The 13349-nt window shown below is 46.4% G+C and carries 13 protein-coding genes and 1 pseudogene; 8 read left to right on the plus strand and 6 right to left on the minus strand.

Translation table 11 applies throughout. The features are described from left to right. Positions 1-878 (minus strand): type V CRISPR-associated protein Cas12k (gene cas12k, locus H6G00_RS05780; RefSeq protein WP_199318336.1); only part of this gene is annotated, 878 nt, incomplete at its 3' end. 170 nt (positions 879-1048) lie between these two features. Here cas12k and H6G00_RS05785 point away from each other — a divergent pair. Both H6G00_RS05785 and H6G00_RS05790 read left to right on the plus strand, forming a co-directional pair. Next, positions 1049-1381, plus strand: coding sequence for a hypothetical protein (locus H6G00_RS05785; RefSeq protein WP_199318337.1), 333 nt, complete (start codon positions 1049-1051; stop codon positions 1379-1381). A gap of 135 nt (positions 1382-1516) precedes the next feature. After that, a complete protein-coding gene (locus H6G00_RS05790) occupies positions 1517-2173 on the plus strand; it encodes a PD-(D/E)XK nuclease family protein (protein ID WP_190796002.1) in 657 nt (218 codons plus the stop codon). 76 nt (positions 2174-2249) lie between these two features. Here the strand turns inward: H6G00_RS05790 and H6G00_RS05795 are convergent, their stop codons facing one another. Beyond that, complete coding sequence (locus H6G00_RS05795) at positions 2250-2444, minus strand: hypothetical protein (RefSeq protein ID WP_190796003.1); 195 nt, start codon at positions 2442-2444, stop codon at positions 2250-2252. A gap of 177 nt (positions 2445-2621) precedes the next feature. Here H6G00_RS05795 and H6G00_RS05800 point away from each other — a divergent pair, with 177 nt between their 5' ends. From H6G00_RS05800 to H6G00_RS05810, 3 genes are read left to right on the plus strand one after another with little or no spacing between them, the layout of a single operon-like run. Next, on the plus strand, positions 2622-2771 hold the full coding sequence (locus H6G00_RS05800; RefSeq protein ID WP_190796004.1) for a hypothetical protein: 150 nt from the start codon (positions 2622-2624) through the stop codon (positions 2769-2771). Beyond that, positions 2759-2965 (plus strand): hypothetical protein, encoded by a 207-nt coding sequence (locus H6G00_RS05805; RefSeq protein ID WP_190796005.1) that lies wholly within the window; start codon positions 2759-2761, stop codon positions 2963-2965. Before H6G00_RS05800 ends, H6G00_RS05805 begins: the two co-directional genes overlap by 13 nt. A gap of 7 nt (positions 2966-2972) precedes the next feature. After that, positions 2973-3254 carry a hypothetical protein gene (locus tag H6G00_RS05810; protein WP_242042154.1) on the plus strand — a complete coding sequence of 94 codons (282 nt, stop codon included), beginning with the start codon at positions 2973-2975 and terminating at the stop codon, positions 3252-3254. Between the two features lie 298 nt (positions 3255-3552). Here H6G00_RS05810 and H6G00_RS05815 read toward each other — a convergent pair whose 3' ends face one another. Then, on the minus strand, positions 3553-4443 hold the full coding sequence (locus H6G00_RS05815) for a tyrosine-type recombinase/integrase (protein ID WP_190796006.1): 891 nt from the start codon (positions 4441-4443) through the stop codon (positions 3553-3555). Positions 4444-4525: 82 nt separating this feature from the next. Between H6G00_RS05815 and H6G00_RS05820 the strand changes: the two genes are divergently transcribed. The 3 genes from H6G00_RS05820 (at position 4526) to H6G00_RS05830 (ending at position 10742) form a co-directional block, all read left to right on the plus strand. After that, complete coding sequence (locus H6G00_RS05820) at positions 4526-5008, plus strand: helix-turn-helix domain-containing protein (RefSeq protein ID WP_190796007.1); 483 nt, start codon at positions 4526-4528, stop codon at positions 5006-5008. 210 nt (positions 5009-5218) lie between these two features. Further along, complete coding sequence (locus tag H6G00_RS05825) at positions 5219-6856, plus strand: AAA-like domain-containing protein (RefSeq protein ID WP_190796008.1); 1638 nt, start codon at positions 5219-5221, stop codon at positions 6854-6856. Beyond that, complete coding sequence (locus H6G00_RS05830) at positions 6849-10742, plus strand: AAA-like domain-containing protein (RefSeq protein ID WP_190796009.1); 3894 nt, start codon at positions 6849-6851, stop codon at positions 10740-10742. The genes H6G00_RS05825 and H6G00_RS05830 overlap by 8 nt, the downstream gene beginning before the upstream one ends. Before the next feature lie 63 nt (positions 10743-10805). On the opposite strand, the gene H6G00_RS05835 is transcribed toward H6G00_RS05830, so the two are convergent. From H6G00_RS05835 to H6G00_RS05845, 3 genes and pseudogenes are all read right to left on the minus strand, one after another. Beyond that, positions 10806-11306 carry a TniQ family protein gene (locus tag H6G00_RS05835; protein WP_190796010.1) on the minus strand — a complete coding sequence of 167 codons (501 nt, stop codon included), beginning with the start codon at positions 11304-11306 and terminating at the stop codon, positions 10806-10808. Continuing rightward, positions 11306-12118, minus strand: a complete 813-nt coding sequence (locus tag H6G00_RS05840) for a TniB family NTP-binding protein (protein ID WP_190796011.1) — start codon at positions 12116-12118, stop codon at positions 11306-11308. The genes H6G00_RS05835 and H6G00_RS05840 overlap by 1 nt, the downstream gene beginning before the upstream one ends. Positions 12119-12131: 13 nt before the next feature. Further along, positions 12132-13232 (minus strand): annotated as a pseudogene (locus H6G00_RS05845) (transposase); the annotation flags it as partial. Between the last annotated feature and the right edge of the window lie 117 nt (positions 13233-13349).

Raw genomic sequence — 13349 nt, forward strand, 5'->3', positions numbered from 1 at the left:
AGATCCTCATTGGTCTCATAATTAATTGGAAAGGGCAGTGTAGCTGGCTCGGTCAGGAGTTTAGCTTGCCAGTCAGCTGCTTCGTCTTCACCTTTTGGAAAACAGGTTGCTGCTTTGTTTAAGGTTTCTAACCAAGTACACCAAGATAAGTCTCGTCCTTTTGGAATTCTTGTGCGTTGAAGAGTGTTGAGCAGACGTTCAAGGCGAATTTCTGTTTTGCGACGACGTTTGGCAAACTTTTTGGGGTCTTCATCTTGAACGGGCAGTTTGCACCCATTCTTAAGTAGGTATGCGATCGCACATCGATTTAAAGTTTCCTTTGTCTCATCGTAGAGTTGAAAGAGGGTACTAGAAACATTTGCTCCTGATTGTTTTGGCGCTTGCTTACCTTTCTTCTTACTGCGGGTTCTTTTAGCTTGTGGTTCGTTGCTTTCTGAGGCTGGGTCATTTATTTGCGTGAGAAGTTCACTGGCTCTCGCTTTCAAAGTATTGATATCACTCTGACTAGCAACTATTAACTCATCATCACTCTGGAGAATAGCTAACCAGCGGGTTTGACCAGCAATCTGATTTCTGAGGCGGGTTTGAAGAGCCAACCAGGATTTGAAGATTCGGTATACGGTTGTGCTCGCTGAGGTATAAAACCTTCCTGGCTGTCCTGCAAATCGAGGATCTTGCTTTAGTTGCTTACAAGCTTTGCTAACAGTTTCAGAGGAGATTTTACCTGTGTGGCACCACTCCTCGAAATCAGAATCTTGAGCGATGTGCCTCAGTAACTCATTGATTAGAGGAGTATGCTTTTCTGCCATCAACTGCCAGAGAGTTCGGCGAGTTTCTTCAGTTGCAACGAGCCTGCATTGGATTGTTTTGGTACTCATAGGACAGTTCCCTGATTTTAATGAAGGCAGGAGGTTGGAATGATGATTTGAGTTGGGCGATCGCAGCTTTGATCACTCCAAGTTCAATTGGAAGAATAATACATTAGTTCTACTCCTTTATGAAGCTAAAATAAGGCTTAAGTTTTGTCGCTGTGACAATCATTCTGACTATGGCTCTTGCTCCCCGTCCCCCGACTCATCGACACTGGAGTGCGTTAAGGACATATCTTCAGCCTTTGGATGACGAGCAGATGGAACTCGATGAATTTCTCAAGAATTGGGATGTTTCACGCGAGGAGTTAGCGTTCATTTGTGATTGCTCGTTAACTACAGTCCACCATTGGTTTTCGCAGGGGGAACACCGCAGAATTCCTTCTGAAAAGCACAAGCAGCGATTAGCACTGGCACATCACATTTGGGTGACGGCTGAGTCTGAACCAGAGTATCTACAGACTTTGCGGCAGATGTATCACAAAAAATTTAGACGAAAACCACTGTCATAAGGTTTGCCAAATGACAAAATCTTCTTGCCACTTTTAATAGTTCAAACGTATTATTCTGCTGAATTCGATTTGGGATAGAAGCGGTGTTGCCTTCTGTCTCGTGGTTACTACATATCAGCAGATTGGAGGTACATAATGGCTGGGGAACCAAAGCCGTTTCCATCTATATGGGTGACATGGCTGGCTCGGTTAATGGCAGATGAAGTTCAGTGTCACTGGGCAACTTGGTTTCGCACTCATTACAAATACGAAAAGCTAAGTTCTAATTTTGACTCGGCTAAGTGGAATGCCAATCATCAGGCTTTATTGCGAAGGCGTGCTACCGAACTGGAGACAGAGGGCCACAGAGTGTATTTGGAGGGGCAGAACTGGTTTGAGATCGTAGGGAAGAGTTTCCTGGTTAAGGTGTCAGGAAAGCCAGATATTCTGGCGATCGCCAATCAACAAGGATATTTGGAGGACTGCAAAACGGGACGGAAAAAGAATTCTGATCTCTATCAGGTGCTCATTTACCTGTTGTTGGGACCTGTGAGTATTCAAAGGTGTAGAGAGTTGGATTTGAGGGGACGATTGGTTTACCCAGATGGCGTGATGGAGATTCAAGCTAATCAAGTGGATGAGGCGTTTAAGGAGCAATTTCGAGAAGCGATCGCCATCCTTAGCAGCAATAATCCAGCTCGTAAAGTACCCAGTTTTCAAGAATGCCACTACTGGGACGTTCCAAGCCGATGTTGCCCAGAACGCATTGAACACAAGCCAACTGAAGACTTAGGAGAGCACAATCTTTTCTAGCTCTCAAGTTTAATTGGAAGTTGCTCTCAATAGAAAATTATCGAGCTGGAATGGGTGAAGAGGTAGGCTTAACCCTCTAATCTAGATTGTTCAGATTATGCTTTTTGATTAGTTCCTGATTCTCTGGCAACTTTGCCCAAGTTTCCAAGGCATCTTGCAAGACATCAGAAATCGACCAGTCGCGATCGCCATTTTTGATCGCAGCTAAAGCACGAATCAACCTATCTAAATCTTGGGTAATATAACCCCGAAATTCTTTCTTCTTAACCACTGCAAGCCTCTAAAAAAGCTTCTTCAGAGGTTCGATCATCTCATGGGCTTAACGCCATTTGCACTTTGTGCTTAATCGCGTATTTGCGTAATAGCGCAGTAAGTGTATGATTAGCACAACCCTCAAAACGCCCAAAGTTCTGTAGAACCTGGGCTAGCTTCTTATGGAGTTTCAACTATGACCACTCTTTCCGATGACGAGGTTGCCCTCATCAAATCCTTGCTAATTGCTCTGCGAGGCATCAAAACAAAAGATCTCGATAAAGCCCTTGCCATCCTCAGCAAACGAGAACGTCATTCCCAGGAGGACAGCCAATGCTTGTCTTAAATGATGCTCAAGCTCTGATCGTCCAAACCCTGCTCACCAAGATGCTTGTCAACGACACCTACTCGGTCGCGCAGCTTGAGGAGGCGATCGCCTGGTTTCAGCAGGAAGGTGACCGCGTATCCTGCCCCTTCGAGCAGGTGTGGAGCAAAACCCTGGCACAAGAAATTGTCAAAGAATTACGCCGTCAAGGTTGACTGCCTTATGCCAGACCTGAAATTACCTTCGCCAGACCTGCCTGCCCACTTTCCCGAAGTGGAAACGCCCCGCTTTCTGTATGGCGATCGCCTCTGCTGGTTATCAGATGGAGAAGTGACTGACTGGGGAATCGTCATTGGCAGGTTCTACAGCTTTGCGCCTCACTGCGATCGCTGGCGGTGGTGCTACCTTCTGTGGCTTGACTCCAGCTCCCCCAGCTCTGCCTGGTTATCCACTGATATTGCTTGGGAGGATGACCTTGAACCGATGGAACGGGAAGAAACGTGATAAATCATAGTTGCAGAAGCGATCGCTGGGAGATGGCGAAACTCGGTGTTACTGGTTCTTACACCCTACTAAAGCCCAACTATGGAATCCTATGGCAAAAAAGCTTCTAACATTTAGGAGCATCGTGCTGATACTCCTGTTCTTCAATCATCCTTTTTTGCTGCTTAGTAGACCGTTCTACTCCAATTCTCAGTTTGCTGGTGCAGAGTACCATCCATACTCTGTATCAGAGATAGCTCCAGAACACAAACGCTACACGGTAACGTTAAAACAAACTATACTTCTAGAAATCTATTAGCTACTCTTTATTCAATAGATTAAAAGCGTTTTGAGCTACCATTTCTGCTCGTTGTGAAGTTACCTTTTGGTAGCGTAACGTCGTCTGAATATTCTGGTGCCCCATCAATGCTCGCAGTTCCTCGATCCCCATCAACCCCACTCGTTCTGTTGCAAAGGTATGGCGCAAATCATGAATGCGGATGCCTTCTAGTTCTGGGCTGCCAGCAATCAACTCAGTCCAACATTGATGAACTGTGCGATAACTCAAACGGCTGACTTTCAGCGTAAATGGTTGCTGGGCAGTAAATAAGGCAGAACATCTAGCGTGTCTGTCGTACTTCAGATAAGCATCCAACGCTTGAGCCGCATCTTCGCTGTAGAAACACCAGCGGCGCTTATTCCCCTTCCCAATTACCTGAAACTTCCGCTGACTCAGGTTCATATCCTTTAGATCCAACGCTAGAATTTCAGCGATTCTGGCTCCCGTTCGATGTAGTAAACGAACCAGCGCTTGCATTCGTACATCTGATGCTGCAATACGATATAGAACCGACAGTTGCTCCGGTGTGAGATAGCGAATCACCTCATCGGTTCCGTATTCGCCTTTTTCTCGGTCTGGCTTTCGCCGCTTCAGTCGAGCGATCGGATTCGCTTTGATATGCCCTTGCTCCACCGCAAAGTTAAACAGCGCTTGAATGATGGATTGGTGGCGTTGATGTGTCGTGTAAGCAAGCTGATTCAATCCATTCAGGTATTCCTGCAACGTCTGCCGCGTCAAGATCTCAATCGGCGATCGCCCATACTCCTGCAATAGGGGCATCAAAGTTGACTCATAAGAGCGAATTGTACTTGGAGCCAGATCTGGACGACTCAAAAATTCAGTCGCAACAGCAGCAAGTGATGTATACATCTCAAACCTCTTAATTAGCAGGTTGATTCCAAAAAATAGCAATTGATGTAGTGTTTATGTAGATACTTATAGGCGTGCTTTTGTGTATACTTCTGAACCGAATCTGCCTCCGACTCCTCAAGAAACCCTTGCGGACTACGTGCGCCGAGTCAGAACAAGCTTGGGTTTGAGTCAGAGGGAATTAGCAGACAAGGCAGGGGTTCATCTCCAAAGTGTAGGCAAAATTGAGCGAGGTCAAACCACACGGCTCAATCAAAAGCCGAAAAGCGGTCTTGCCTATGCGTTAGGTATTCCAGTGGAATATCTGGATGCCGTTTGTAAAGGGGTAGCTGTGGAAGCGATCGCCTCTCTCAAGTTCTGCCCTAACTGTTGGACATCGGGCACTCCTCCCGACCCCATGTGGACAAGCGCTCGTTCCAAATACTGCTTTGCCTGTGGAAGTGCATTGTGCAATTGCTGTTCTGGCTGTCACAAGCCTATCGAGTCCCTCAAATTCCGGTTCTGTCCGTATTGTGGACAGGGCTACAAAGCAGAGATTACATCTGACAGGCTGGATTTGGATTGATGATTGATGGCTGATCCCAGGGTTTGACGACTAGACATCTCCTGGTATGAAAGTGAGCGTGATTCCATGCATCGCTTCTTTAAGACTTGCCTTTGAAAGCAACACTATCTAAAATTCTGCTCTTTTTGCTTAAATTTACTGGATCATCCCGTTGTTGCTTACCCATATTGGTTTACATTCATTGCAAGCTCTCCTAAGCCGTATTCCCTCATGAATGGCGAACCACCTGTAAAGACCGATCGCACTCCGGAGGCAAATCCTAAAGGGGCTGTGACATTGAGAATTGATGAAGAGGTAAGCGGAATTGAAGCTGGGCTTCAGCGATCGCGCATTTTTATCAGCTATAAGCGGGGGGTTGAGCCAGATGAACCTGTGGCTCTGGAAGTATTTAAGGCGTTGAGTGCCGCTCATGATGTCTTTATTGACCAGGTAATGCTCGTGGGAACACAATGGGCCGAGCGAATTGAGGCAGAACTACGACGATCCGATTTTCTCATTACGTTTCTAACCCACAGTTCGGTTAACAGTGAGATGGTGAAGGGTGAAATTGAGACAGCACACCATCTTGGTAAACAACAGGGACGACCGATCATTCTCCCTGTCCGCCTTGCTTACCGCGACCCCTTTGCCTATCCCCTCAGTGCTTACCTCAACGGCATTAACTGGGCATTCTGGAACAGCCCTGCCGACACGCCGCGATTAATTCAGGAGTTGATGCAGGCGATCGCAGAAGGGCTACTATCAAGCGATAACGACCAGGAGGCAATCACTACGTCGCCTCCAACCGCTTCTAAGTCTCCGAGTCATATTCCTCAGCCGAAACCCGCTGCCCAACCACTGTTTCTAGAGATGCCGGAAGGAACAATGGACCCGGAATCTCAATTTTATGTAGCACGAGCCGCAGATGCGATCGCTCTCAATGCTATCAAACGAAAAGGGGTCACGATTACGATTAAAGGACCCAGACAGATGGGCAAGAGTTCTCTGCTAATTCAGGTTGTGGATGCGGCAATCAAGGCTGAGAAGCGGGTTGCCTTTTTCGATTTTCAACTGCTTGACCACTCCACCCTTGCGAGTGCCGATACCTTTTTCCGGCAGTTTTGTACCTGGTTAACTGATCAGGTGGAGTTGCCGAATCGAGTTGAGGACTATTGGCAAGACGGCTTTGGTAACAATCAGCGCTGCACACGCTATCTGCAAACCTATGTGCTGAAGGAATTGGGGCATCCCCTGCTGCTAGCAATGGATGAGGTCGATCGTATGTTTGAAACGAATTTCCAATCGGATTTCTTCAGTATGTTGAGGAGCTGGCACAATAGTCGAGCATTGCCTACCACACGGATTTGGCGAAACTTGGATCTAGCTCTAGTGACCGCAACGGAGCCTTATCATTTGATCGAAAATCTTAACCAGTCGCCATTTAACGTGGGGGAAGTAATTACCCTTACCGACTTCACATTAGATCAAGTAGCTGAGTTAAATCAAAAGCATGGATCACCATTCAATTCCAATCAGGAACGTCAACTGATGGAATGGGTGAATGGGCATCCCTATCTGGTACGAAAGGCGTTGTATTTGGTTGCTAGTAAACAGTGTACGGTCGAGAATCTGTTTGCTCAGGCAAATATGGATCGAGGACCCTTTGGCGATCATCTGCGTTATCACCTGTTTCGGATTAGCGATCGCCGTGATTTGCTCCAGGGGTTGCAGCAGGTGATCCAGCATCAGACCTGTAGCGACTCACGGGTGTTGCGCTTGCTGCGGGCGGCGGGTCTGGTGGATAGCCAGACGATCACACCTCGCTGTCGGCTCTATGCCGAGTTCTTTGGAGAGCGCCTGCATGGCTGATCCACAGCAACCCCAGACGGGACATAAGCCTGACCCGACGATCTACACTGTTGGCGGCACGGTGCAGACCAACGAGCAGGGGCTATATCTGCCGCGCCCTGCTGATGAAGAACTGCTGACCCTGTGTCGCCAGTCAGACTTTGCCTATGTGCTGACTCCCCGACAGATGGGCAAGTCAAGCCTGATGATCCGCACAGCGGAGGCGTTGCTGGAGGAGGGCAGGCAGGCGGTAATCATCGACCTGACCCAGATTGGCACGCAGGTGAGTGTGGACGAGTGGTATCGGGGATTGCTCACCGTCATTGCCGATCAACTGGAACTGAGGGTTCGCGTTTCCGACTGGTGGCAGAGCCACAGCGATCTGGGCGTGACGCAACGGTTGACCCAGTTCTTTCAAGAGGTGGTGATGACCGAGGTGCAAGACCCAGTGGTGATTTTTGTGGATGAGATCGACACCACCCTCAGCCTCGACTTTACCGACGACTTTTTTGCGGCAATTCGCTTTCTCTATGTGGCGCGCGCTACCCAGCCTGATCTGCGGCGACTCTCTTTTGTGTTGATTGGGGTGGCAACTCCCGGTGATTTGATCCGTGACCCTAAGCGCACCCCCTTCAACATTGGGCAACGGGTGGATTTAACCGACTTCACCGCTGATGAAGCCTTGCCGCTGATGGCGGGTCTGGGCTTATCTACGAACCAGACCCAGGCAGTGTTGGGGTGGGTGTTGAAGTGGACTGGGGGACACCCCTATCTGACGCAACGGTTGTGTCAGGCGATAGCACAGGTAGGCGGCGAGAATTGGAGCGAAGCAGAGGTCGATCGTCTCGTAGTTCGCACTTTTTTAGGAATAATGAGCGAGCAGGACAACAACCTGCAATTTGTCCGGGATATGTTGACCAAACGGGCACCTGAAGACGTAGGAGCCGTTGCCGTCCTCAAGACCTATCGAGAGATTCGGCGGGGCAAACGTCCGGTGCTGGATGAAGAACAATCACTGGTGAAATCGCACCTGAAGCTCTCTGGCATCGTACACCGCCAGGGACGCTGCTTGCAGATCCGCAATTTAATTTACCGTCAGGTGTTTGACTGGGCATGGATCAAGACCCACCTGCCCGAAACCTTGTGGCAGCGACTGAAGCCTGCCCTGCCTATTATTGCAACACTATTAATTGCCTTCGTTGGCATGTTAGGAGTTGCGGTCTATGCCATCCAACAGCGGGGATACGCGGTTGAGCAACAGTTAATTGCAGAAGATGCACTTCAACAAGTCGAGGATGCACTTCAGCAAGCTAGAGATGAACGACAACGTGCTGAAGTGGCACTCCGACAGATCGAAAATGCACTGAACCAAGCCCGGATTGCTCAACAAAACGCAAGGGAACAAGAAGAACGAGCAAATCAGGAGGCAAAGGAGGCAGACCAACAGCGGGATAAGGCGAATCAGGAGGCAAAAAATGCGAGAGATCAAGCTCGGTTAGCTACTGAACAGCGGGGGCGGGCTGAAGTCCAAACGCAAATTGCTTTCTCAAGACAGTTAGCAGCCCAAGCTCAAGCACTACAAAGTGATGATCCGAGGTTAATACATAACAGCACTTTGTTGGCTGTAGAAGCTATGAGACGTCTTCAAAGTTCTGGAATGAGGTCTCTCCAGGCAGATCAAGTTTTGCGTCACGGAATATCACTGCTGCCCCATCCTGTAGCTAGAATTAGCTCTGAAGCTACCGAAGGTTCCCCATTTAGTTCTATTTACCCTGCTACAGTTTTTAGCCCAGATAATAAATATCTATATACAGCAACAAGTGATGTTCTAAAAATTTCAGAAACCACAAGTGGCAGAAATGTTAGACAGATTGATTACAGCAGCAAACTAAAAGCTTTTGCCTTTAGTTCAGATGGTCAATACTTCGCTCTTGCTGACGAGAACAATATAAAAATCCTAGAACTGCCTAGCCTTAGAGAGGTTAGAAGTTTATCTCATGATGAAAGAGTAAAGAATGTATTTTTAAGCAGAAAAGGAGAATATCTAATTATAGAAAATGAAGATTCCTGCGGACAGATATTTAATTTGCCAGATAATCAAGTTATTTCATTAACTGATCTTCCATGTTTGTGGAGTGGATTGAATATAATTGTTAGCCCTGACGAAGATCACTTGAGTGTTAGAAGTTTCGGAAGCCGTATTCTTCGATCTTGGAACCTAGCTAATGGTTATGAAATTAATGTTTCAGAGATTTCAGAAGAACCTCTACTGCAAGATGGGCCTTCCAGTTTCAAGTTCTTTGAAGCAGATCGAATTGTTACAGGGCACCAAGCAAATAGCAGTTTGCAAGTGTGGGAAGTGCCTGGTGGAAGAAAAGTTGCAGAGATACCTGAAACTGGACAATGGATTAGTGAGTGGAATTTAAGCAAGAACGGCAAATACTTGGCCACTGGCGATAGATCTGGCAATGTAATAATTTGGGATTTGTTAAATGGAGAATTAGTTACCCGAATACAAGTTGGAAGTGACTGGATAAGTGGGATTGTTTTTAGCCCAAATAATAATTATCTAATAACTTCTCAAAGCCGCGATGACATGCTAAGAATTTGGGAAGTACCAACAGGGAGGGAAATAGGACGAATTTTTAAGGATGAATATATAAGGTCAGAAGATATTACTTTCAGCCCAGATAGCCATCATTTAGCAATACAAGAGATTTCATCTGATCCATACCAAGGGGAAATTCAAGAATTCGTAGTAAGTTTATGGGATTCAATTGAAGCCCCTGAAGTAGGCTCAAGAAATTATGAATATGTAGAGGATTTAGAGCCAAACAGCAATGAAACAAGGAAAATTGTGACGGCTATAGACCTTAGTATGAATGGAAAATACATGGTTGTAGCCGAAAGAGGACGTATCCATTTGATTCACATAGCTGATGGAAAGGAAGTTCTAAATTTTACGCATGAAGGAGTTGAAGAAGTTACCTTTAGTTCTAGTGGAAAATATTTAGCAAGCACAAGTGCAGATGGAACTATACACGTCTGGAATATAGCAGACAACTACCAACCAATACATACTTTCAATCACCGAGAGGAGAGCAGTGCTGAAGGAATCAGCTTTAGCTCAGATGAAAAATATTTAATAAGTTCCAGCTCCTATACCTCAATAGTTTGGGACTTAAGTAACAGTAAAGAAACTCGCCGATTGAATAGAGCAGAGGAAGAGGACGGCTACTCTATAATCACTCTTGATGGTAAATACATCATTCGTGTCAAATTCGGTTCAGTGAGTGATGGGGAGGGGTATGTTTGGATTCAAGACATATTAAGTAATAGAGAATCTGTACACATACAACTACCTGATGATATTTTTGGACCTGCCACCGGTTTTACTCTGAGTCCAGATGGAAAATATCTTGCAGCAACAAGTTTTTGGGTTCCCGCCGATTCTGCATTCACACGTGATGGAAGAGCGTATGTTTGGGAGGTGAATAGTGGTAGACAAATAATGCGTCTTGAAGAACCTATAGCGATTCTCCAAGCTGTTTTTGATCCAGGCAACAAGTATTTGGCGACAGTGGTTGGGGAACCTTATTCAGATAATAAACTTATTAAAGTCTGGGAACTAACTACTGGCGAAGAAGTTATTCGTATTCAACAAGAGGGAGATATTGATAAAGTTATCCTCAGTAGTAATGGTAAGTATTTGGCAACTAATCGCAACTTCTACACAGGCGACAGCACTAAAAGTGTTGTACAAATATGGCTTCAGCGACCAGAGGATCTAATTGAACTAGCTTGCAATCGATTAACTCGTAATTTTACAAGAGAGGAATGGGAACAGTACTTTGAGAATGAGCCTTATCGAAGAACTTGCCCTAATTTGCCAGAACCTGAGAACTGAGAGTCTCAATATTTGTCTCCACCACTGAGCCTAGAAATTTGCGCAAAAAGGGAGAGCGATCGCCTACATCCCCTTCTGATACTCCCTCATCTCCACAAACATCATCTGACAGTTATGACAGTGTCCCTCCATCCAAAGGGCAGGAATCTTGAATCGCTTACCACAATTGGGGCATTCGGAAAGTAGGCGGAGTTGATCGCGATCGCACCCTCTAGTTTCCTTAAACTGCCACTTCATTTGGTGATATGGCTGCTCACTGTAGCAGGCGGCGCATAGCCGAATCGGCTCATGCTTCATACTCACTCCTTGCGGCAGCATGAGAGCTAGTTGCGCGGTATCCAATCGGACAATTTCAGCTAAAGCAGCCAGTTGTTTCTGAGTCGGTGGAGGAATGAAGCGAAATTTCTCCCAACGGGCAAGAACGCCTCCCAAACCAGTCTTCTGCCCTATCTCATGAGAAGAGGAATAGTTTGCTCGACGAAATCGCCCTAAGAAATGACTGATGCTTTCCCCTTCGTAGGGTTCTACAGTAAATACCCAAGGAGGAATTGATGGAGCTTCCATCAGCGATACTCCTGAGCTACTTCTTCAAGAATTTTCTTGTCAATATGCATCATCCCTTTCTCTAGGGATCGAATAGCTGCCTCGCGCAATACCATATCAATCAGCCCAATATAGTATCCTCGTCGCGGTGCCCCTGTAGCTTGACGTATGATCTTCAGCATTGGCTCATTAGTCAAATTGGAGGCGACAGGCAAAGCAATGATATCTCGCTCCCAAGCTCCTACAATTTGCTTAAGCTGGCTACTTGGAAGGGTTCCTATTTGGTAATTTGAGCGGAATCGATTATAAACCTGTTCGTCTGCCTTAACAGCGGGGTCAAGGCGTTTTTTGGTTCCAACTAGAATCACTGCAATCTTTAATTCGTCGAAGATATCTCGAACATGTGCAAAGGTTCTGTTCTTCAAGCGATCAGCTTCATCAATAAACAGAACCTCTGTTTTGCTTTCGCGGAGCACCTTCAACGATAAACTTCGGGCATCGCCAATTGTTCCTTTGGGCAAGTCAAAGTTGTAGTGTTCCAGAATGTTTTTGTAAAGCTCTCTCGACGTGCAATCATCTCCAGACATGATATATGCAACCGATATGGTCGGTACTTTGCTAGAGAAGTCGGTTGCTCCTCGGCGTTTAACATAGGCTTCGCAAGCCTTGGTTTTGCCCGTTCTCGATTCTCCCGTAATCCGACCACATTGGCGAGAGCTACGTTTTCGGTCAAGCCACTGATGCAGAAGTGTCACCTGTTCAAGCGCAACTGTTTTGTCCTTCCGCAAACGCTCCAGATGGGCTTCAGCATCATAGTTGTAGTGATCAATCATTTATCCTACCTCTTCAATCTTCGTCATCAAAATCCCAGATCTCGAACTGAGGAATCTCAAGTACTTGTTCCTCTCGGATGTCAGGTTCGCTAGGCTCAGTAGGCATAGCTACGTTTTCTGTAGATTTCAGCAATGTCTGTTCCTCTTTCTCGCGATCGCGTCGAGTTTTCTTCTTCTGTGCAAGAAACGCTTCGCGGTCACGTACCTCGTCAAGCATGGAGTCGTGATTAACTGCCTTTCCTTGCTCACGGATAGTGCGACTCATGTCCTTTGCCTCATCCAAGGAAAGTTGCTTGTCCTCCAAATCTTGAATATGGGCAGACGCAAGAAAAATCTCCTTGATCCATTTCAGGTTTTGTTCGGATGGTTCGTACTCCGATGCTTCTCGTTTAACCTCTTGGCGATAAACCAACACTGTTGTGATGTCTCCAGGGTTATATCGAATCACAACCGTTTCTCCTGCATAAGCGGCGAGATCGTCATTCTGATATATCCAATTCTCAAATTGGATATATCCCCCTCGATAAATCGTCCGCCGTGTCTGCTTCATCAAACAGATATCTAACTGCCTTTCTGGAATCTCAGTGGGTTTCCTGAATAAACCTGCTTCCCATCGCTCAGTACGAGTCTGATTTTTCATTCGGGCATCAAGACCACGGTTGTAGCGATTAACGATGTAAGCGACGAAAAGCTGCTCCAACTCCCTAAGAGTTAAACAAGCTTCCTTCTCAGCCTCCTTTGGGCGCTCTTGAACATTTGATCCGGTATAACCGGGTAGCGTCGAGAAAAACTCTGTATTGAAGGTGCCAAACGGACGTTCAACGATGCCACCTTCTGAAGGGCGATCGCGCAAGTAACAGGTAAATCCTAATTGGATACCAATCTGCTCCAGGTGCTTTGAGCGAAAGTCTTTGCCGCCGTCAGTAAAAACATATTCGGGGGTTCCGCAGGCGGGGCAGTCAACGTAGAGTTTGTAATCAGAGCTGTATTTCTTAGGCAAAATTGCATGACGTAACGCCAAGGCAACAACTTTTGAACTGGGAGCATCAAAGCCTAAGTTGAAACCCATGATGCAGCGGGAGTATGTATCAATTACGGTGGTTAACCAAGGACGACTTGGGATTGTAAATTGAAGTGTGTCAAAGGTCAGAAGTTGAGATCTAATGAACTACTGAACCAGAGATAGAAACACATGACCTTTCAACCTGAACTGCTTGACCAACTGCTACAA

This window comes from Leptolyngbya sp. FACHB-541, from assembly GCF_014695875.1.
Classification (GTDB): Bacteria; Cyanobacteriota; Cyanobacteriia; order Elainellales; family Elainellaceae; genus JAAUTN01.